Here is a 20,872-nt window from a genome sequence, read left to right on the forward strand (position 1 = left end):
TTTTGTATGTTAGTATAGTTTTTTAGTGCACCGCTGACCGCGGGCGCCCTATCATGCTGTAGAACAAAATTAGAACAAAGAGAGTGGTGGCGGGGAGCTGCCCGCCTTGTGACACCTCCTACCCGGCTACTTGTAATACGCCTTCCCCTCGACCCGCACATCAACGTACTGCGGCTTCGTCCCCTGCTTGTCGAGGTATTGCAAGGCACTGGCGATATCGGCCGCCTGCCCTTCCGGATGCCGGTCGATGTGCGTTTTTACCGGGTAGTCCCTGCCCTCAAAATATACGTTCAGTTCCCTGGTGGAAGCGGGAATCACCACACGGCTGACCGAGCCGATCGCCTTGTGCTCGATCGCACCCAACAGCTTGCCAAGGTATCGGATAAACCGCTTGGAGGCAACGGAAGTGCGACTGTCATTAGGCAGCACGCCCGAGGCGTCCTCGACGGTCAAGGTGGGTGCATTGCCGTGCAGCCGCTTAAACATAGTGCCGTCTGAATCGATATAGAACTGCTGTCCGCCGACATTCCAAGCCACCAGCGGCGTCCTGAAGCGCACCACCACCGTGTTGGCCGGCAGGAACGGCGAGTGAGTCAGGTAGGCGGTGTCGATGTCGGGGCGGTCCTGTTGCAAGTAAGCAGTCAGGCGGGGTTGGTCCAATAGCATAGTCAAAGCCTGCCCGGGGTACGCCGAGCTGAATGAACGGATGCGGCCCTGCAACTCGGCCTCTTCGTCGCTCGTCAGCACCACGTTGCCCTCGGCACGCACATTGACCAGCGCCAGCGAGGTGCCGATGGCGTACAGGCAGCCGAGCGTCAGTACCGACAGGGCACCGAGCCCGATTAGCAGCCGCCGCCGGTGACCATGCAGCTCATGCAGCTTCAACCGCGGCGATTTCAGGTCACGCTGCCGGGACTCGATAGTCGATACTTTAGACGAGGCGCTCCCCGTCAGCGTGCGGCTGCGACGGAAAACATACTCATTCTGACCTTCCATCAGCCGGACGCGGCGCACCGGCTCTTCTGCCTGCTTGCGGCTCCCCCACCCTTTCAGAAACTTCATGCCGGCCGCCTCCGGGCGGCTGCCGAGATGAGGCGGGCCAGTTCGCGGGCGGCATCCAGCCGGGCAAGGCCCAGAATGTTAGCACTCAGCTCTTTGCGGCGCGGCGCGTCATGCAACAGCGCCACGATGGTCGCGGCCAGCACTTCCGGCTCCTGCTTGAGACGGGCTTCGTCAACGACCAGGGCGGCATCAGCCTTGGTATAGACAGCGGCATTCTTAGTCTGATGCCCGCCGGTCAACAAAGGATTAGGCACGATGATGACGGCCGCACCGGCCGCCGCCACCTCCAGCAGCGCCGTAGCACCGGCCCGGGTAACGATAACATCGGCCGCACGGATAAGGTCTGGCATGGTGCGGTCGACGAAATCAAGCACATGGTAGTGCGGCAGGCTGCGGGCCGCCTTTTCGGCCTCGCCGGTCTTGCCGACGCCCGTCAGATGCACCAGCTGGGCACGTTCGGTCACCCGGGCGGCACCTTCGGTGACCACGGTATTCAGGAAGGCCGAACCGAGCCCGCCGCCCGTCACCAGCACCAGTGGCAAGTCAGGATCATAGCCCAATGCCTGCTTCAGCCCGCGCCGCTCCTTGGCATCCGCCGGACGGTAGGCGGCTCTGATGGGCGTGCCGGTGTAGTGGCTCTTGGCGGCCGGGTATTTATAGTTGTCGAGCGGCGCACCGGTGGCGATGGTGGTGGCGTGCCGCGCCAAAATGCGGTTTGTCAGCCCGGGAATCGTGTCGGAGTCATGAATGACCAGCGGGATACGCAGCAGCCGCGCCGCCAGGCCGATAGGCACACAGACGAAGCCGCCCTTGGTAAAGACCGCATCCGGCCGTACCTTGGCCAGCAGCCAGAGACTTTGCATAAAACCTATGACGATGAAGATAAGATCGTGCAGATTCTTTACCAGCGTCTCCAGGTCGAGCAGCCGCTCGGCCCAGGTACGGCCGTGGTAGCGGCGGAACTTGCCTGCCGATATCGTAGTGACTTTTACATCTACATCGGCCTCTTGCATCAGGGCTTTTGCCTGCTTGGCAAACCCTTTGTCACAGACAAACCAGGCTTGGAGCGCCGGGTCGGTCTTCTTAAGCTCGTTGAAGACGCTGAGAACGGGCGTTACGTGACCGCCCGACCCGCCGCCGGCTGCTACTATCTTCACCGCCACTGGCTCCCGGATTAGAGTTTGATCGATATGAGGTGTAATGCGAAATATTGAAAGCGATGCCCATCAGCAGCATGGTGAAGATCAGGCTGGTGCCGCCGAAGCTCAAAAACGGCAGGGTGATGCCCGTCAGCGGAATCAGCCCGATCATCGAGCTGATGTTGATCATCGCCTGCACGCCGAACCAGGCCACCATGCCCGCCATGATCAGCCGCAGCTCCGGCCGCTGGGATTGCTGCAGGATAAGCAGCAGACGATATATCAGCAAGGAGAAGGCCACCAGGATGATGAAGGTGCCGATAAAGCCGAACGTCTCGCCCATGATGGCAAAGATGGAATCGTTGGCCGCCTCCGGCAGATACCCGAAGGCCTGCTTGCTCTGCCCCAGCCCGTTGCCAAAGAACCCGCCGCTGCCAATGGCCAGCAGCGCCTGCTCGATGTGGTAATCGGCTGCCTCCGAAGACGTCTCGTGATTGATGAAGGTCAGCACCCGCGCCATCCGGTGCGGCGCCGTCACGATGAACAGCAGGCCGGCTGCAGCCATCAACCCCAGAATACCCAGCATGTAGCGCGCCTTGACGCCCGCCATCAGCAACATGCTCAGGGCGATGGCGATGACCACCAGACCCGTGCCCATATCTTTCTGCAGCACCACTACCAGGACCGTCAGCACGCCGACGACGAAACCGGCCGGTGCCAGTGTCTCACGGATATTATTGAGCTGCCCCATCCTGGCCTTGGCCGACAGGAAGACCGCCAGGTAGAGCAAGAGGCCGAACTTCAGCAGTTCTGCCGGCTGGAACGACGTGAATCCGAAATTATACCAGCGGCAGGCGCCACCGCTACAGAGCGCCAGGGAGCTGCCTACCAACGCCAACCCGGCCAGCACCACCGAGGCAACCACCCCGGCAAGCAGCACCTTGGTGGCATATTTCTCCAGCAGGCGCAGCGGCAGGCGCGAGGCAGCTACAAAGACAGCCACACCCAGCCCGAGAAAAATCACCTGCTTGAGCGCGAAATTATCATTCTCATAGCGCTGCGACAGCGCGACATTGATGCCATACAGCACCACCAGTCCCAGCATCATCAGAAAGACCATGGCCACTATCAGCAGGTAGTCCGGACGGTGGCGGCGTATCAGGTCTGGTTCGCCGGTGGCTTTGGTGGCGCCGCGGCGGCGGAAGGCTAGTTCACGCATCAGATGATATAGCCTCCAGTTCTCATATAATATAGCCTCCGGCTAAAGCTATCAGCAGCCCGACCATGGCACAGACCTGCGCAATCACCCAAAAGCGCATCGTCACCTTGGTCTCCGGCCAGCCCTGGGCTTCCAGGTGGTGGTGCAACGGTGCGGAGATAAAGACTTTCTTGCCCAGATATTTCTTGCTCAGGATCTGAATCAGGCTCGAGCCCGCTTCCAGCACGAACAGCAGGCCGATGATCGGCAACAGAAAGACCGTATTGGTCAGCATCGCCACCACGCCCAGCGCCGTTCCCAAGGCGAACGAACCGACATCCCCCATGAAGAACCGGGCCGGATAGATATTGAACCAGAGGTACGCCAGCAGCGCGCCAACCACCGTGAAACAGAAGCCGGCAATCAGCGGGAAGCCCTGCAGCAGCGCGATGACCCCGAAGGCCCCGTACGAGATCGCCAGCAACCCGCCAGCCAGCCCGTCCAGGCCGTCACTGATGTTGACGGCGTTACCCGTCGAGACCACCACCGCCACAAACAGCGGAATCAGCAACCAGCCGATATCGATGTTGCCAATGAACGGCAGGAAGACGTTGCTCGCGCCCAGCTTGGTAAAGAAGAACAGGCCCAGCACAGCCGCCAGCGCCGCAATCATACTGAACTTGATGGAGCTGCGCAGCCCGCTGACGCCGCCGCCCAGACCCCGGATGTTGATGATGTCATCAATCAGGCCGACGATACCGCCGCCGATCAGCGCCGCCAGCGGCAGCCAGGTCTCCTGGCGGTCAAGGTTGAAGATAACTGTCACCAGCGCGATGGCGATGACCATGACCGCCCCGGCCATGGTGGGGATGTTGCGGCGGAACTTATCGGCGTGCAGCTTAGAAAAGACCTGCAGCAGCTCGCCTGTGGTACTGGTGGTACGCTGCACCTTCCAGAAGCGGTATTTATAGGCGGTGAAGGTATAGAACGGCGTCAGCAGCATGGTGGCCGCAAAGCCGACGAAGCCAAGCGCAAACAGTTTGATAAGTGCGTTAGTGAACGCCAGGACAGCTTCTTGGGTAAAAATGGAATCGTGCACGATGGATGACCTAGATCCAACCTGGATGTCACTCAGGAGGAGTCTTTATTTTATTGTTGGAACTCTCATATATTCTAGCAGCCAATTCGACATATCGGCAAAAATCGGCTGGGCGGCGACCGTGCCGCCAAAGCCCGGCAGCTGGCTGTCGACGATGCGCACCATCACCACGTAGCGCGGCGTCTCGTTGCCGCCGAAGCCGGTGTAGGTCGCGATGGTCTGATCCTCGCGGTATTTGCCCGTCTTGGGATCGATGGTCTGCGAGGTGCCGGTCTTGCCACCGATGAGATAGCCCGGCTTATCAACAGTCCCAAAGCCGCGCGTCCGGGCCTGATGGATCATCTCGCGGATGGTACCCGATGTCTCCGGCGACACCACATCACCCCGTTCCAGCTCGGGCTGCTGCTCTATCAGCGCGCCCTTTGCGTCGCGCACACCCTCTACCAGCGTCGGCTTATAGAGCTTGCCGCCATTGATGATCGAACCGAAGGCCGAGGCCGCCCGCAGCATAGTCACGCTGAACCCCTGGCCGAAGGCCATGGTGGCATACTGCACGTTATTGCCCAGCTCTTCGTCCGGGCGGTACATCGAGCCTTTCTGCTCATTGGTCTGCTCGATACCGGTCGGCTCATTCAACCGGTACCGGTCGTGCAGGTAGGAATACAGCGTGGAGCGCGCCTTGTCGTTCACCCGGCCGCCGCCCATCTGCTTCAACACGAACATCACCCCGCTGTTCAGCGAGAACTGCAGCACCTGCGTCATATCATTGGTGCCGATGTTCTGAGTAGACAGCGCGTTCTTGATCTTAATGCCGTCGATAGTGTCGTAGCCAAGGTTATTGAAGGTCGTCTCCGGTTTCACCACGCCCTCATTCAGGCCGGCCGCCATCGTCAGCGTCTTAATACCGGAGCCGGCCTCATACGGGTCGCTGACAATCGGATTCTGGAAGACCGCGTAATCCTCGTTCTCATAATATTTGGCCGGGTCAAAGCTCGGCAGGTTGGCCATGGCCAGCACCCGCCCGTTGTTCGGGTCCATGACCAGCAGCGAGCCGCGGGTGGCTTTTGCGTTCTTCAGCCCGCGGTCCAGCGCCCCTTCGGCATAGGCCTGGATATTGCGGTCGATGCTCAACACCACATTGTCTCCGTCCCTGGGCTGCCGAATGACGTCGGTGCTGCTGCGCACCGTCAGGGGCACGCCGTTCACGTCGACATCCGCCGTCCGCAGGCCATCCTCACCACGCAGCCGCTCCTCCATTGAGCCTTCCACGCCGTACTGCCCTTTGCCCTCGCGGTCGACGAAGCCCAGGATGCTCGCCGCCAACGCGCCTTCGGGATATACCCGCTTCTGGCTTTCCTGCGCGCCGACCCCCGGCAATTTTTCCGCTTTGATCATATCAGCCTGCTTCTTGCTGACCTGCCGCGCCATGACAGCGTACATACTCTGCTTGTTGTCCAGCCGCTTCTCAAACCCCTCAACCAGCTCTCCGCCGGCGACGCGCTTCATGACATCGACAATCTGTTGCTTGTCCTTCTCGTCCTTGATGATGTGCGGATCGGCATAAACGGTATAGACCGGCTCGTTCATGACCAGCGGCACCACCTGGTCACCGCTCTTGGCATAGATAGTCCCCCGCGTGGCCGGCAGGTCGAACTTACTTTCGTGGGCCGCCGCGGCACGCCCGGCGTAATAATCGTGGCGGATCACCTGCAAATAAAACAGGCGCATCACAAAGATGGCGCCTATTATCAGAAAGAGGACGGCGATGACGCGAGTGCGGCCGGTCAGGGCGTGCGGGATGGGATTCATACAAAAAAGACCGGTTAGTTGCGGGCATCAGCCTGTGACGGCGTCGTCATGGCATCGGCCACAGAACTGCTCTTGACGCGTTCCAGCGCCTGCAGACGGGCACTTTCGACCTCAAGATCAGCACGCTGGCTTTCCAGCTCGCGGCGCTTAGTTTCAAGCTCGTTGATCTTATAGCCGTAGGTACTCGTCTTTGTCAGCTGTGTCAGGTAGATGAGACCCAACACGCTTAGGAGCAGAATCACCATCACTGTACTGGCAACCGGACCGAGGCCCCGTTGGACCCGGTAGGCTACAGTGTTCTGATTCCGCCGCCAAGCTGCATCGCGACGGTTCGCGTTGGCTGCATAGTACTGCGTCATTAATATTGTACGTTTTCTTTACTGTTTTTAGTATTTGTTTTTATGCTTTTTGAACAGAACCGCGACCGGCCCTGAAACTGCTGAGACAGCGAGCAGGGGCTGCCTTTTATTTTGGAGGCAGCCCAGCCCGCTTATATGCAAGCGCTAAGGCTTGTTATAGTACAGACCGTGGTCTGGTTAGAGGAAGTGAACCTCAACCTTTTGTACTTCTGATGCGTCGACAACTTTGATTGGCATGTCTTGCGTCCTTTCGTTTCGTCTTCCCTTTTTGATGATTGCTCATTTTTTGGGGCGGGTCGACTAGTTTTTGGTTTTTACTGCGGCCCGGAGCTTGGCGCTCCGTGCGCGCGGATTGGTAACGTCGTGGGTGTCGCCTCCGATCGGCCGCTTGGTCAGTACGCGCAGCCGGGCTTCGTAGCCCGAGCGCTCTTCTTCGGCAAAGAAGCGTTTGACGAGCCGGTCTTCGAGACTGTGGAAACTGATGATGGCCACCCTGCCGCCAGGCGTCAGGAGATCCGGTATCAGACCCAGCAATCCTTCGATCAGCGTCAGTTCTTCATTGACGGCGATTCGGATAGCTTGGAAGGTGCGCATCGTAGCGTCTATCGCCTTGCGGCGGGGCACTACTGCCTGGATGACGTCCGCCAGCTCGGTGGTGGCATGCAACGGACGCGCGGCGACGATAGCCTCGGCAATCCGCCGGGACTTCTGTTCTTCGCCGTAGCGCCAGATGGCCGTGGCCAAGGCTTCCTGCGACCAGTCGTTGACGACTGTGGCCGCGCTCAGCTCTGCCCGCTGGTCCATGCGCATATCCAGAGCGGCTTCGCGCCGGAAGGAGAATCCCCTTTCGGTCACATCGAGCTGGGGCGATGATACCCCAAGATCGGCCAGGATCAGGTCGAACCGCTTGCCTTCAAGTACTAAGCCTTTGGCGGCGGTCAGGAAATCGCTATGCAATAGCGTCGCGCCCTGCTGCTGCAGCGGCCCGAGTGCCGTGATGGCGTTTTCATCCCGGTCGACCAGCGTCATGGCTGACGCTGCCCTTGTGCGTTCCAGTACGGCACGGGCGTGCCCGCCGTAGCCGGCCGTCAGATCAAGGTAGCTGTTACCCTGCTGCGGATCCAGATACTGGAGCGTCGCGTCAAGCAATACTGGGATGTGGTGGGAGGATACTTCTGGTGGCATACTATTGTTATAGTATGAGGCCACCTATCTGACAGTCAATGTATTTGTTTTTGCGGCTGGCCGCCGTGGCATGATTTTTGTTTTTGTGGTTGATAGAGAGTGAATGCGGATAGCGAAAGAGAGTCATCGCTGTCTGCGCCCTCTATCGGTGAGAGTGAGAGACTTGTGTGAGGTGGAGTTTTTGGGAGGTGTAAATTGCCCCATATTGTAATGAAACAATATAGGGATAGGTGCTAAGACGAGATTGTGGTGTCCGTCTTCTGCCCACCCATTGACTGTCAGGTAGCTGGCCTCAGATATCGCGCTTCATGATACCTTTTTGTTTTTTGAGGTTACCTACCCTGTTTGTATTTGTTTTGAAATACAAGTAAGACGTATTGTTAAAGTTCGTCTAACTACATCGATATGTAGCTGCTACATTCTTCCGTGTTTTTTGCTGATTGTGGTTTTTGTGTTTTGGGGTAAGGCAATTATTTTCTTTTGCGTTTTTTACCTTTACCGCTTTCCACTGACATCATCATACTACCCGGCCAGCCGCCCTGCAATACCTTTTTATGTAAGAATTCCCATAACGCTGCCGTTTATCCCCATTTTTGTGGAAAATATGCAAATTAACAGGGATACAAAAAACAGCCCCTTATGTGGAGGGCTGTTTTTTGGAAAGGGTGTTTCCCTTTTTGAGCCTAGCGGCTCATCAGGGCGGTGATGATCTCGGCGTCGTAGCTGCTAGTGGTCTGGAGGACCAGCCAGGCAGTCAGGACGAACAGGTTGGCCATCAGGGAGACGACCAGGACCGAGGTCTTCATGTCGCTTTTGAAGGTTTCGCTCAGTAGGGCTACTTCTTCGGCGACGGCGCTTTCGATGTTTTGGGTGTTTGTGTTGTTTGTTTTCATGATTTGATACTAGCATAAGCAAGATGGAATGTCAAGTCTTATGTCATTTCTTTGACGTATGTACGAAATTGCATTGCATGAAAAAGCGTATGCCCCGCCCCCACTGGTGGCGGGAGGTCATATTCCACATAAAAAGACAGCCGCATACAGCGGCTGCCCTTCTGGTTTGCCTGAGAATTTCTAGTACTCGATACCCTGCTCTTTAGCCAGGTAGATGTTGGCGCGGAGCCAGCCTTCGGTGGTACCGGCATCAAGGAAGACACCGGCAGGCGTAGCGACTTTCATCTTGCCGCCACTAGCAAGGAAGCGCTCGAGCGGTTCGATGTTGACGTAGCGCTCCTTGCCTTCCGGGTACTCTTCGTTGTGGAACTTGACGACCTCGTCCAGCATGTCGCTGGTAAAGATGTACTCGGCGGAGTTGATCAGGTTACTCGGGGCCTCTTCGACGCTTGGCTTCTCGACCATGCAGCGGAGGTAGCCGTTCTCGTCGACGTCGAGGACGCCGTAGCGGGTAACTTCTTCGCGCGGGATTTCGATAGCCAGAACGGCTGCCTCATCCTCAGTGGTCGTCTCGACCATTTCGCGGATGGTGTTGCGGCCAGTGCTATAGAGGAAGGCGTCGCCCATCAGGACCAGGGCGCGCTCGCCGGCTGGAATCAGGTTGCGGGCGATGGCGACGGCGGTGTTGGTGCCGTACATATTGAAGAGCTGGTGGTTGGTCTGCTCGACGAAGTCAAAGGAGACTGCCGGCGGAGCGATCTGGCCCAGCTGCTTGTCCTTGCCGCGGTCGGCGAGATACTTCTCGAGTACGGCGTGGGTGCTGTAGTAGTTCTTGATCTGTTCTGAGCCTTCGCCAACGACAAAGACGATGTGTTCGACACCGGCGTCGATACAGTCCTGGACGATATAGTCGACGACAGGACGGTTCAGCAGCGGCATCATTTCTTTTTCAACAGCCTTCGTGACCGGCAGACGGCGGGAGCCGAAACCGGCAGCGACGATAATGGCATGCTTAACTGATGACATAATAGAATATTCCTCGTTACACCTGATGGTGAATTATGGTACCCACACAGCCTACCATAGATTGGCGGTCGGGATACATCCTTATGTTAGTACCGATGTATTATAGCACAAATGATTAAATAAGTCAATATTATGTCCGGACAAGTGTCTGACCCTCCCTGTAAACGTGCGAAGGGGCCGCACCGTCGGTGTGACGGTGCGGCCCCGTGGGGGGTCAGCCCCCCTGGGCGCCCAGCGTGCTCATGAGCAGGTTCAGGCCCGTCAGGGAGGTCAGGAAGTAGTTCACGGCCCGGTGGGCCGGATCACCCTGACCCACCTGGGGCCGCAGCCTGCCGATCGCCGCCAGCAGGACCTCCGGCTCCTGCGAGGTGTTGACCGCCTGCTTGAGCTGCGGGAAGATCCCGCTGGTCCAGTCGGTCGTCTCGGTCTGGCCGAGCGCTTCGGCCACGGTGACGTAGTGCACCAGCGCCGCGACGAAGTCGGTGCGCATCTGCATGACGTCGACCAGGTACTCCCCCGACGTCTTGGGGGCGACGGGTTCACCGGACATGCCGGGCAGGCTGTTCAGCAGACCGCCGAGCATGCCGCCGGCCGCACCCAGCGCTGCGCCGAACAGCGGCCCCATGGAGCCGAGTCCGGCGGCCTGGCCCGTCATGCCCTGGATCGAGTAGGGCAACAGGGCCATGGTCAGCTGGGAGTGCGGGGCGGTCAGCGCCTTGAACTTCTCGTAGGGGTCGCCGCCGTTGGTAGCGGTGGGATCCTGCGACATGGGTGTCACCTTTCGTCTCGGGAATGTGACAATAGCTATTATACACTATTTTATAAAAATAATCAATAGCAATATGAGCGGTTGCATCAGGGGTGGCGGTGGCGGAAGTAAGCAATCGCGGCAGCATACCACTTGGCACTCGGCCGTATCGTCCGCTTGAGCGTGGCATAGTTGACCGCCACCAGGCCAAAGCAGGGCCAGCGGCCATGGGCCCACTCAAAATTATCCAGCAGTGCCCAGTGCATATAGCCGATAAGCTTGACGCCCTGCTTCCGGGCGGCAGAGAGGGCCTTGAGGTTCTCGGTAATCCACCATTTGCGGTATTTGTCATCGACATCAGCGACACCGGTCTCGGTGACCAGGATGGGCTTTTTGCAGCGGCGATAGAGGCGCACCAGCACCGGCGCCAGATATTGCGGCTGCATCCCCCACCCCATGTCGCTCAGCGGTTCGTTCGGCGGATTGTTGACGCGGAAGCCGCGCAGGCGGACGGCGAAGTAATAGTTGACGGCCACGTAATCGTACTGGCGGCGCAGCAGGGCCATGACCAGGTCATCGGCCAGCAGGTAGGCGCCCCAAGCGGCCAGGCGGCTATTCCAGGCACCATCGGCAGTGTAATAGTAGGCGTAGCCTTTATTGAAGCCCACTTGATAGTGCTGGCCGCGCTGCTGTTTGAGCAGCCGGTAGACCTGGCGGTGGGCTGCCAGCAGGTTCCAGTACACCTTGAGCCCGTTGAGGCGCGTCGGGTGTGGCGCCGGCCACTCGACGCGGGCGTAGCTTTCCAGGGCGTAGGTGTCGGGCTCGTTGATGGGCACGACGTATTCGATATCCTCGCCCAGCTCCTGCATCAGCCGCTGCACATAGCGCACGAAGTAACGGATGTTGCGCCGCTGTTCAAAGGCGCCCTTGGCCTCGAACCAGACCGGGTGCGTGAAATGCCAGAGCGTGACGACCGGCGTGATGCCGCGCTTTTTCAAGGACTGCAGATACCGGCGGTAATGATCAACAGCCTCGTCTTCCCAGTCGTGCTCGCTGGCGGGCTGGATGCGGGACCATTCGATGCTGAAGCGGAAGGCGTTGAGGCCGAGTTGCTCCAGGATATCAAAATCGGCTTCGTAGCGGTTGTAGTGGTCGGCCAGCCGGCCGGAAATGTAGTTCTCGGGCTTAGTGATATAGGGGCGGAGGCGCTTGAAATCGGGGTACTGGCGGCCGAGGTATTTGGCCTGCTCGGCCAGGACGGCCGCGTTGTTCTTCTCCCAGACGGTCCACTGGTTGAAAGTGCCGCCTTCAATCTGGTGCGCCGAACTGCTGGCGCCCCAGAGGAATGGTGCGGAGGGGGATTTTTTTGTTTTGGACATCGCTAACGCTTCAATTACCTGCTTCTATTGTATACTAGTGGCACAAGACTTATGCTGTTTACGATTTTTCGGGCATTATGGCGGATAGCGATCTTCGTGATCGGTGCTTACATCATTTACTTTGCCGTCTTCACTGCCCTTCCTTATTTTGACGAACGACTGCCACTCGCGGTCTCTTTGTTTTTGTTGTACTGTCTACTGGCGTACGGTGCGATTCCAGCTTTGGTGCGGCTGTTCAGGGTATTCATCAAGCCCAACCATATTCCGATGTACTCGACAACGAGTGACGGCTGGCCGTCGGACCCGGTCAACATCGCCGTTGTGGCACATAGCCGCAAGCATTTTGTCGAGGCCATGACCCGGGCCGGCTGGTACGTGGCCGACAAGGCGACCCTGCGCAACATGCTGCGCGAGGGGCTGGCCATCACCTTCCGTCTATCCTATCCGACGGCGCCGTTTTCCAAGCTGTATCTGTTCGGGCGGCCGCATGATATCGGTTTTCAGATTCCCAGCAACGACGAGCTCAGCCCCTACTCGCGGCACCATGTGCGCTTCTGGCGGCTGGAACTGCCCGAAAGCAAGGCCCACCACACGCATCATACGCATTACCACTACTGGGTCGAGAAGCTGAAGCACCTGTTCGGACGGGAGCGTGAAGTCTGGATCGGCGCGGCCATAGAGGATCTGCATGCCTATGGTATCCGCTGGCGCAACGGCCAGATCACCCACCGCAACAATAAGGACACCGACAGTGAACGCGACCTGATCATCAAGACACTGGAAGACGCCGGACTGCTGCGCGACCTGACCATCGTCCAGGCCGGCGAGCCGTTCCAGGTGCGCGGGCAGCAGTTTGACAACAAGTTCATCAGCGACGGCACCATCCGGGTACTGGAACTGCGCGGACCGGTCGCGACAAAGCTGACACCGGGCAGGCGCAGCCCGCGATAAGCGCATTTTTCATAATTCCACACCTGTACATTAACTGGGTCTTGGCCTTGCCGGCCTGCGGCAGTACCATACCCAGAATGAAACAACGCCGCCTCAGTGACCTGGCCCTGTGTGACCGGCCCCGCGAAAAGCTGGTCCGGAAAGGTGCGGCGCACCTGTCTGACTTCGAATTGCTGGAAACGGTCATCGGCAACGGCAATGGCGGCAGCGACGTCAGCTACATCGCCCGGCAGATCCAGAAGCTGCTCGACGGCGGCATTGATGTCCTGACGGTCGAACAGCTAACCGCCGTCAAAGGCGTCAGCGTGGCCACCGCCAGCCGCCTGCTGGCTGCCATGGAGCTGACCCGGCGGCACGTGCTGCGCCGCGAGGAGCCGCTGCGGACCCAGCGCGATATCCTGGCGCGGTTGGATGATATCCGCCATAAGCAACAGGAGTACTGTGTCTGCCTGTCGCTCGACGGCGGGCAGCGGCTCCTGGCGCAGCGCACCATCACCATCGGCACGCTGGATGCGGTATTGGCCCACCCGCGTGAGGTCTTTGCCGATCCTATCGTCGACCGGGCGGCCAGCATCATCGTGGCTCACAACCATCCGTCGGGCCACGCCGCGCCCAGCCCCAAGGACATCACGCTGACCCAGCAGCTGGCGGCAGCCGGGCAGATGTTGGGCATTCCGCTGCGCGACCATGTCATCGTGACCAGAAGCGGCCACTACAGCTTCCGGCAGCATCACCTTCTCTAGCAGGTGCCGACGGCCGCCATCCTTGCCGGGCAACACCAGCCAGGCATTAACCTTTTATGAAACGCAGTGCGGAAAAATTAGGAATAACGTTGCGATGATGCGTATGCTTGAGAAGTAAAACATGAGGGGGACAGACGATGACGACACACAGCGCCGCCTCGCGGCACTATTTTGAGGACCGCCAGCGGCATATGGCGACAGCCACTGCGGATATGATGCGCCATTTTGCCTACCGCTACCTGAACGGCAAGGCACTGGTATTGACCGGACAGCCGGAGGCCGTCCAGCGGCAGGCCGAACGGCAGTGGTTGCGGCAGTCGGCAACGCTCCAACAGCTGCGCAGCGCCACCACCGACGCCAATGACATACTGGAGCTGACGGTGCGCATCACCCGGATGCAGCGGACGGGCATCGTGGCCGGACGGCCGCCCGGACCGGCGTCGGCCGGCATGTGGATTACCGATATTCTGCCGGACCGGCTGCCAACGACCTGCCGCAGCCTCTATCTGCTGGACATACCCGCCAGCGAGCGCCGGCGGCTTAAGCCGTTCGTCATCCGCGCACCCCGCCATGCGCTCCTGGTGGATTACACTGGTGCCATCGCGCCGCGCCTGGCCAACTGGCCGCTGTCGCCCAAAAGCGACCTGGAGGCCATCGTATTGAATGCCTGGCATGAGCTGGAGGCATACCTCCACCGGCATGAGATTGATTTACCCTCCCTGCTCCCCCACAACCCCGACCATTTCGAACTGTTTGACGATGCGCTCGACACCCTGCTCGACACCGGCAGCCAGTTCCTCAAGCACGCCTACCAGTTTCAGGACGCCCTGCAGCTGGCCGAGCCGTTCCCCTACCAGAACAACCGGCAACGGGAGACCTTCGACATCGCCGGCCTGCTCACCAAACGCGTCAGCGCGCTGACCCCCTCCATTTTCAACCGCTACTTTAGCAATCTTGAGGAGAGTGACGAGTTCTTCCTGCAGGACGGAGCCCGCGCCGAAGCTGGCATGTCACGGCAGATTGCCCGGCACTACGCCCGTGGCCGGAAGCGGCTGGCGGCCGCACTTGAGCTGTACGTTAGTCTCCGTCAGGGCGGCCCGCTGGCGGCACTGAGCGTATAAGCTTACAGTTCGAGGCTTTCGCCGTCGGCGAGGACATGCAGGGTGAAAGGCATCTCAAATCGCTTGGCAAATGCGGCAAACACTGCTGGGTCGGCACCCATCTTGTCGTAGTGGATAGGAATCGCCTGCTTGACCTTCAGGCTTTTGGCAAATCGGAAGGCATCCTTCATGCTAATATCCGGCCCCTGAATAGGAAGCGCCATTGACTCTACCTCAAGACCGGCCAGTTCGATGCCGTCTCCCGGATGAAAGAATGTGCCATTGATGATATAGCCTGTGTTCTGCGGACCTGCACTGCCGTCCGGCAAGAGACAGTGTGGCAGTTCACGTGCCACGACGGCAAAGCCGGCAACCTCGAACGATTCGCCATCTTCGACGATGCGGAGCTCACGATCGCCCAGCATCTCGGCAGTTTCACGGTTGCCGATGAGCTGCGCCCCTTTGCTCCCCAGGTAGTCGGCGATCTCCGGGTCGACATGATCTGAATGCTTGTGGGTATAGAGTACGGCTTCAACCATGTCGAGCTCGGTATGCTGGCGCGTAGCCAAGAAATCCGAACCCGGATCGATGACTATCTGCCTGCCCTCGTGGGATAACAGCAAACAACTTTGCGGATAACGGGTAATCTTCATGGACAGCCTCCCTTCAAGTGGTATCTACTATTCCCTAGTATAGCGCTATGGCGCTTACCCCTTCGTCAAAAACGGCTCGACAATCTTTAAGATGTCCGCCCCATAGAGCTCGATCTTCTTCGGCCCCATGCCATTAACCTTCATCAGCTCATTGTCGTCGGCTGGCTTCCTGAGCGCTATCAGCTGGAGCGTCTTGTTGTTGGCGATGATATAGGACGGCTTCGAAGCTTCGCTGGCCTTGGTGTTGCGCCATGTCTTCAGCGCCTCCAGCAAGGCGGGGTCAGCCTCTCCCAAATCATCATCATCGTCGCCAGGATGGCCACTCCAGCCTTGGGCTCGGCGTTTTTCCAGCTCCTCGGCGCGGCGGGCTTCATCCTGGGCGCGCTGTTCAGCTTTGGCTATAAGATGTTCGAACCGCTTACGGTCCTGACTGGCCCGGCTCCGGAACTGGTCGTCAATCTCAAGGGCGTCCTGGCTGACCCGCAGTGCCATGTTGTTAATGCCGACCAGACTCAGGTTCTGCAGCGTGCGCACGCGTGACAGCGCCACGTAGCCCATGCCTTCCACGAATGCCCGCCGCAGATCGATCTTGGCGGCATCAAGCGTCATGCCCTGGCTTTTATGGACGGTGATAGCCCAGGCCAGACGCAGCGGTATCTGGCTGAGGCTGGCGCGCTTCTTATCGCCGTCACGCAGCTCCCACGTATCAAGCCCGACACTGACTTTCTTGCCGTTCAGCAGCCGCACGATAGGAAAATGCGTCAGCTCTTCAAAATCAAGCACCGTGCCGATGGTGCCGTTGGAATAACGCCGGTCAGGACTGTTCTTGATAAACATGACCAGCGCCCCCTTCTTGATGTACAGTTCTTCGGGCGCCAGACAGGAGCGTTTCAGCGTCTCCACATAGCTTTCCTTGCCGGTGGTGGTCATGGTGTACTTGTAGCCTTCGGTCTCCAGTGCGTCGAGCCGGCTCTGGTTGATGCGGTCAACGTCGGCGTTGACGGTGTAGAGCTCGGTAACATCGGCAGCTGCGTCGGCCGGCGGCTTGCCGACCCGCTCCAGCAGTGCTTCGGCGTGCCGGCGCCTGATGTCACCACTGCGCAAGGCGTTGAGGATCTCCAGGAAGATGTCATCATCCTGACGGTGCTGCTCCTCCAGATAACAGATGACCGGATCCAGCTTCTCCCAGGCTTCTGAGTGCACCACGAACCCGCCCTCCCGGCTATCGGTGCGGTTGACCGGCGGCAGCTGGAAGAAATCCCCGCACAGGATGACCTGGATGCCGCCAAAGGGCTTGTCGTTCTTGCGGACGCGCCGGGCGACCTCCTCGACCATATCCAGCCGGTAATCATGCAGCATGGAAATCTCATCGATGATCAGCACATCGGTCGTCTCAATGATATCCCGCCGGCCTTTGAGCAGGTGCTCATCAAACTTGGGATGCAGCACATCACTGACGCCGATACCGCTCCAGGCATGGATGGTGCTACCGCCCAGATGTGACGCCGCCAGGCCGGTGGTAGCGGTCACGGCGACATGCTTGCCCTGTTTCTTGGCACGCGTAATATACTGGTTGAGCACGTAGGTCTTGCCGGACCCGGCCGGACCGGTCAGCATGACGCTCTCACCAGACAGCATGATTTCCAAGGCCAGCGCCTGATTCATCCGCCTATCACTCCCCTCTTACTTATACTATCCAGCCTAGCCCAGTTGCCGGCTGACTGCAATCTTGAGCGCTTCAAGTGTGACCAACCGCCCGCCCTACTCCTTCGGTGCCGGCAGTTTCTGTGGCTTTTCCTCGTTCAGCGGCTTCTTGCTCTTGGCTTCGTACACCTTGCCGGTCAGCTTGGAGGAAACATAGTCATCATTGAGCAGGTTGACGAACTTATCCAGGTCTTTGGCATCCATGATAATGATGGCACCGAGGTCATCAAGCATCAGCTCCAGGCCCAGCTCATCGGAGTGATCCACCAGGGCGTCCTGCTTTATCTCCGTCAGGTCGATCTTCTGCAGCTTCTTGACCAGGCTTTTCTTCTTTTTCAACAGCGTCTGCAGGTCGAGGCCGTCAGCAAAACTCAGGTTGTAGTTGGCCTCGATCTCAGCCACTTTCTGATGGGCGATGCTGGCCCACTTGGCGTTGTAGTTGAATATCTTCTCAAACTTGGCCTGGTTAAAGATAAAGACGTCGTCGCCAGCGATCAGCACCTGGCTGTCGGGCGTCACTTTCAGGCCGGCGTCAGCCGAGAACGGCTCAAAACCACGGCCACTGAACATCCAGGCCGAATCGCCCTTGAGCACCTGCGACTGCGGCACCAGCTTGACGATATAAAACGGCTTCTTAAGGTTCTTGTGATTGAAGCGCGCTATCATGCACTTGATGTTCTTGAACTCGTGGTTGGTGGCCGAGAACGGCTCGATATCCGCTCCGGCCTCCTCAATATTGGCGATGACATCGGCCGCATGCTCGACGCGCGGCAGCCGGGTGTGCTGCAGCACGCCTTCTTCGTCTTCGGCCAGCTCGAAGTCCCGGACGCTCATGCCGCGGGCGGCGCCGGCGTTGACGTCCTTGAGGATGCCCTTGAGAAAGTAGGCGGCCATGTCACGCTTCAGGCCGGCATCGTACATGGCGGTGTAGACGCCGTAGTGTTTGTCGACGAGATAGAGCTCGACTTCGAGCAGGTCGCGCACGGCCTCGACGTTGTTGGCCCACTGGAAGATATCGGTCAGATTGTTATCTGCAGCAGTGGACGGCACGGCCGACTGCGGCACTGGCGCTTCCGTCGGCACGACGGGATTAGTCAGCACTGGCGCTTCAGGCTCCGCCGCCGCTGCGAGGAGTTCGGCGTCTACTGGCGCCTCCGCCGTATCACTTGCTTCAACTTCTTCGACGACTGACTTCGCCTCTGCTTCTTCTGCTGCCATAGGTAAGGATTCCTATCCTGCCGGAACACTAGCAAACGTGACCCTCCGGCGTTTAGTCTGTTGATAACTGCCAACGATTATACCGTAAGCCTCTTATAGTAGGAACTGGTAAAAAGTTGTATTTTATTTTATTATCGTCGGAAGCGAGCTCCGGCTTGCCCCCTGTACGTCGCGCACTTGCACGGCACCCCACTAGCAGTTTCGACACCAGTGATCGGAGCACTATGCACGGCGTCCTCATCAAGATGCTCATCCGCTACCTGCACCGCCTCGACCGCACCTACCAGGCCCGCGTCACAGCGGTGCCCGACGGTGATCCGCGACTCAGCGCAGCCGAGCGGCAGCACCGCGACCTCATCAACCGGCAGGCCGCGGCCGCCACCAGTGCCAGCAAGCTGCTCTCGGACCACGGGTCGTCGCAGGCGCCCTTCAGCGCGGTGTTCATGCTCACGGCCGTCGCCGTCGCCATGCAGCAGGTACAGTCGGCCTACATCCGTCTGTACTGCCGGCCCACCGACCGGAAGGAAGACTGATGCCCCTCGGCCGCATCCTCCACCGCATGGAGGACGACTACCTGCACGACTACCGTCTGTACGAGGCGGAGACGGACCGGCGGCCCGACGTAACCCCGGGTTCGATCACGGAGGCTGAGCGGTCATTCCGCCTCGCCCTCGCCGGCATCGAGCAGGTCCGTCAAGGCCTGCGGAACATCCTGCTTCCGAACGATGCGCCGTCATGGCGCCAGCTGGACGTCCGGCTGGCCGCCGTGCTGTACCTGGGCCGCAAGCTCGTCAGCCTCTACATGGACACCTACGGCCCCAAGCCACGGCGTCCACGTTTTGGCCGCACATGGCCTTGGCATGTCGGATAGGCATGCCGGCACTGCCCCGCCCGCCGGGTTCTGCGCCAAGGCGCCAGAATCCGGCGGGCGGGCGTTCAATTTTATGCGGTTTATCTGGATTGGCTCTTCAGCCATGCACCCGCTTCGTGCAGCATGTGGCGCAGTTCAGTCATGTTGAGGTCATCCGCGCTGCGGAACCGGATGCAACTCTTACCGTTATTCACCTTGCCCAGCCGCTCGCCATAGCGCTCGGGCAGGTACTGGCCATCCTTGACGGCGCATATATAGAGGCTGATGTAGTTCTTTTGGTTGGCGAGGCCGATCAGCGGCCATTCCACCTCGCGGCCGCTGGCGTAGCGCTGGTGGAACATGCCCCAGCTGACCATCTCAATCGAACCGCTATCAAACAAAAACGGCTCCAGGCGCGGCACGGCAGCGCAGACGGCATGGTACACCCGGCGCAGGTCCGCCTCTCTATCGCCGGTACCGCTGAAGTACTCATCGATGATTGTGGTGTCGGCTTTCACGTCCGCTCCTCACTCTAAGCAATACCCTTACTATAGCATCTTTTGTACGGCGACGGGCTGGCGCGACAGCCAGTGCTGCAGATCCTGTTGCGCCGCATATTGCCACGGCCAGGCCAGTTCGTCGCGCCCCGGCAGGGCATCGGCGCCGATCCAGCGGGCCTCGCCGCCAGACAGGTCATCGCCGGGCATTGGAATCCCAGAGGTGATACGGGCCACGAAGACGACGTTGAGCACCCACTGGTTGCCGCGGCCGCTGGTATAGGTGCCCAGGATGTCCAGCAGCTCTATTTCGACCCCCATCTCCTCACGGGCCTCACGGTAGGCAGCCTGCTCGGCCGTCTCGCCCATATCGACGTAGCCGCTTGGCACGTTCAGCTTGCCGGCATTCTCGCCGATGCTGCGCACGCCGTACAACACGGCGTCACCCTCGGGATTAAGGATGTATAGCGTCGTGCCCGGTACCGGATCCACCCAGTTCTCATGTCCATCGTGGCAGACGTATTTATGTGCCGACTGCGCCTCGGCCGTCTGGCCGCAGGTAGCGCAGTACCGCGTAATAGTCGTATGCATGCTCGCCTCTCATCTGTATTTTTAGCACTTCTCTTATTTTATATTCTATACTATAGCCAGCCATTGCAGCACACCCGTGCCCGATTCGGATGCGGGTGCCGTTATGTGTCGAAGGAGCAAGCGTGTGACTAACCCTTTTTCCGCCCTGCTGTCCCAGCCGTGGCTGGTGATGGCCGGTGAGGTCGTCGTCGTGGTGCTTGTCATCGTGGCGGTGGTGGCGTTGTCCCTTGCGCTGACGGTGGCCGCGCTCTACGTGACCATGCAGCTGACATCGAACCGCTGCCAGCACTGCGGTGTCCGTACCACCAACACCGGCTCTGCCGCGTACGGCGATGCCTGCCGCGAGGAGCTGGCCTGCTGTGACGAGCACCTGGTGATGCACCGCCTGCAAAGCGAGCCGATCATGAAATGCAACAACGGCTGCGGCGAAATGGACCGGCTGCGCATCATGGATCAAGTCGTGGCCAACATCTGCTGCACCTGCGGCACGACCATCCTGCGCCAGGGCGACGTGCAGCGCATGCACCGCCTCAGCCAGTTCTGGCGGCGCAATGGCTGGCGCCTGCTCGAGCAGCTGGCCCGGCTCTCGCAGCCACCCGCTCCCTGATCCCCCACGGAGACCGGCTGCGTTCCCCGGCGGTACCGGCACTACTTCCCTGGTGCCGGTA

Annotated in this window: 22 protein-coding genes; 6 read left to right on the forward strand and 16 right to left on the reverse strand. The window is 59.4% G+C overall.

The genetic code is table 11. The features are described from left to right. Window positions 1–126 precede the first annotated feature (126 nt). From JNJ66_04830 to JNJ66_04880, 11 genes are all read right to left on the reverse strand, one after another. The gene (locus tag JNJ66_04830) at window positions 127–1,062 is read right to left on the reverse strand and encodes a hypothetical protein (protein ID MBL8159757.1); all 936 of its coding nucleotides are present in this window, start codon (window positions 1,060–1,062) and stop codon (window positions 127–129) included. Continuing rightward, complete coding sequence (locus JNJ66_04835) at window positions 1,059–2,219, reverse strand: UDP-N-acetylglucosamine--N-acetylmuramyl-(pentapeptide) pyrophosphoryl-undecaprenol N-acetylglucosamine transferase (protein ID MBL8159758.1); 1,161 nt, start codon at window positions 2,217–2,219, stop codon at window positions 1,059–1,061. Before JNJ66_04835 ends, JNJ66_04830 begins: the two co-directional genes overlap by 4 nt. Next, the gene (locus tag JNJ66_04840) at window positions 2,146–3,420 is read right to left on the reverse strand and encodes an FtsW/RodA/SpoVE family cell cycle protein (GenBank protein MBL8159759.1); all 1,275 of its coding nucleotides are present in this window, start codon (window positions 3,418–3,420) and stop codon (window positions 2,146–2,148) included. The genes JNJ66_04835 and JNJ66_04840 overlap by 74 nt, the downstream gene beginning before the upstream one ends. A gap of 22 nt (window positions 3,421–3,442) precedes the next feature. Beyond that, window positions 3,443–4,498, reverse strand: coding sequence for a phospho-N-acetylmuramoyl-pentapeptide-transferase (mraY, locus tag JNJ66_04845; GenBank protein MBL8159760.1), 1,056 nt, complete (start codon window positions 4,496–4,498; stop codon window positions 3,443–3,445). 45 nt (window positions 4,499–4,543) lie between these two features. Further along, on the reverse strand, window positions 4,544–6,307 hold the full coding sequence (locus tag JNJ66_04850) for a penicillin-binding protein 2 (protein ID MBL8159761.1): 1,764 nt from the start codon (window positions 6,305–6,307) through the stop codon (window positions 4,544–4,546). A 14-nt stretch (window positions 6,308–6,321) separates the two neighbouring features. Beyond that, on the reverse strand, window positions 6,322–6,666 hold the full coding sequence (locus JNJ66_04855) for a hypothetical protein (GenBank protein ID MBL8159762.1): 345 nt from the start codon (window positions 6,664–6,666) through the stop codon (window positions 6,322–6,324). 300 nt (window positions 6,667–6,966) lie between these two features. Continuing rightward, window positions 6,967–7,851 (reverse strand): 16S rRNA (cytosine(1402)-N(4))-methyltransferase RsmH, encoded by an 885-nt coding sequence (rsmH, locus tag JNJ66_04860; GenBank protein ID MBL8159763.1) that lies wholly within the window; start codon window positions 7,849–7,851, stop codon window positions 6,967–6,969. Between the two features lie 683 nt (window positions 7,852–8,534). Further along, window positions 8,535–8,744: a hypothetical protein gene (locus tag JNJ66_04865; protein MBL8159764.1), complete on the reverse strand. Its 210-nt coding sequence runs from the start codon at window positions 8,742–8,744 to the stop codon at window positions 8,535–8,537. A gap of 180 nt (window positions 8,745–8,924) precedes the next feature. Then, a complete protein-coding gene (locus JNJ66_04870; protein MBL8159765.1) occupies window positions 8,925–9,770 on the reverse strand; it encodes an NTP transferase domain-containing protein in 846 nt (281 codons plus the stop codon). 214 nt (window positions 9,771–9,984) lie between these two features. Beyond that, window positions 9,985–10,539: a hypothetical protein gene (locus JNJ66_04875; GenBank protein MBL8159766.1), complete on the reverse strand. Its 555-nt coding sequence runs from the start codon at window positions 10,537–10,539 to the stop codon at window positions 9,985–9,987. Window positions 10,540–10,625: 86 nt separating this feature from the next. Next, complete coding sequence (locus JNJ66_04880; GenBank protein MBL8159767.1) at window positions 10,626–11,897, reverse strand: glycoside hydrolase family 1 protein; 1,272 nt, start codon at window positions 11,895–11,897, stop codon at window positions 10,626–10,628. A 51-nt stretch (window positions 11,898–11,948) separates the two neighbouring features. Here JNJ66_04880 and JNJ66_04885 point away from each other — a divergent pair, with 51 nt between their 5' ends. From JNJ66_04885 to JNJ66_04895, 3 genes are all read left to right on the forward strand, one after another. Continuing rightward, window positions 11,949–12,848 (forward strand): LssY C-terminal domain-containing protein, encoded by a 900-nt coding sequence (locus tag JNJ66_04885; protein MBL8159768.1) that lies wholly within the window; start codon window positions 11,949–11,951, stop codon window positions 12,846–12,848. A 77-nt stretch (window positions 12,849–12,925) separates the two neighbouring features. Continuing rightward, complete coding sequence (gene radC, locus JNJ66_04890; GenBank protein MBL8159769.1) at window positions 12,926–13,591, forward strand: DNA repair protein RadC; 666 nt, start codon at window positions 12,926–12,928, stop codon at window positions 13,589–13,591. Window positions 13,592–13,728: 137 nt separating this feature from the next. Beyond that, window positions 13,729–14,712 carry a hypothetical protein gene (locus JNJ66_04895; protein ID MBL8159770.1) on the forward strand — a complete coding sequence of 328 codons (984 nt, stop codon included), beginning with the start codon at window positions 13,729–13,731 and terminating at the stop codon, window positions 14,710–14,712. A 2-nt stretch (window positions 14,713–14,714) separates the two neighbouring features. Here the strand turns inward: JNJ66_04895 and JNJ66_04900 are convergent, their stop codons facing one another. The 3 genes from JNJ66_04900 to JNJ66_04910 all read right to left on the reverse strand — a co-directional run bounded on the left by JNJ66_04900 (window position 14,715) and on the right by JNJ66_04910 (window position 18,266). Then, window positions 14,715–15,344, reverse strand: a complete 630-nt coding sequence (locus tag JNJ66_04900) for an MBL fold metallo-hydrolase (GenBank protein ID MBL8159771.1) — start codon at window positions 15,342–15,344, stop codon at window positions 14,715–14,717. 54 nt (window positions 15,345–15,398) lie between these two features. Continuing rightward, window positions 15,399–17,009 carry an AAA family ATPase gene (locus JNJ66_04905; GenBank protein ID MBL8159772.1) on the reverse strand — a complete coding sequence of 537 codons (1,611 nt, stop codon included), beginning with the start codon at window positions 17,007–17,009 and terminating at the stop codon, window positions 15,399–15,401. A 96-nt stretch (window positions 17,010–17,105) separates the two neighbouring features. Beyond that, window positions 17,106–18,266, reverse strand: a complete 1,161-nt coding sequence (locus tag JNJ66_04910) for a DUF4868 domain-containing protein (protein MBL8159773.1) — start codon at window positions 18,264–18,266, stop codon at window positions 17,106–17,108. A 155-nt stretch (window positions 18,267–18,421) separates the two neighbouring features. Between JNJ66_04910 and JNJ66_04915 the strand changes: the two genes are divergently transcribed. Continuing rightward, window positions 18,422–18,799 carry a hypothetical protein gene (locus JNJ66_04915; protein MBL8159774.1) on the forward strand — a complete coding sequence of 126 codons (378 nt, stop codon included), beginning with the start codon at window positions 18,422–18,424 and terminating at the stop codon, window positions 18,797–18,799. Continuing rightward, window positions 18,799–19,137: a hypothetical protein gene (locus JNJ66_04920; GenBank protein ID MBL8159775.1), complete on the forward strand. Its 339-nt coding sequence runs from the start codon at window positions 18,799–18,801 to the stop codon at window positions 19,135–19,137. Before JNJ66_04915 ends, JNJ66_04920 begins: the two co-directional genes overlap by 1 nt. An 80-nt stretch (window positions 19,138–19,217) precedes the next feature. On the opposite strand, the gene JNJ66_04925 is transcribed toward JNJ66_04920, so the two are convergent. Next, window positions 19,218–19,634 carry a DUF1801 domain-containing protein gene (locus JNJ66_04925; protein ID MBL8159776.1) on the reverse strand — a complete coding sequence of 139 codons (417 nt, stop codon included), beginning with the start codon at window positions 19,632–19,634 and terminating at the stop codon, window positions 19,218–19,220. Between the two features lie 30 nt (window positions 19,635–19,664). Continuing rightward, a complete protein-coding gene (locus JNJ66_04930; GenBank protein MBL8159777.1) occupies window positions 19,665–20,204 on the reverse strand; it encodes an NUDIX hydrolase in 540 nt (179 codons plus the stop codon). Between the two features lie 124 nt (window positions 20,205–20,328). Between JNJ66_04930 and JNJ66_04935 the strand changes: the two genes are divergently transcribed. Then, a complete protein-coding gene (locus JNJ66_04935; GenBank protein ID MBL8159778.1) occupies window positions 20,329–20,811 on the forward strand; it encodes a hypothetical protein in 483 nt (160 codons plus the stop codon). The last annotated feature ends 61 nt before the right edge of the window (window positions 20,812–20,872 follow it).

The sequence above is a fragment of the Candidatus Saccharibacteria bacterium genome (assembly GCA_016789455.1).
In the GTDB taxonomy this organism is placed as follows: Bacteria; Patescibacteriota; Saccharimonadia; order Saccharimonadales; family Saccharimonadaceae; genus CAIJKY01.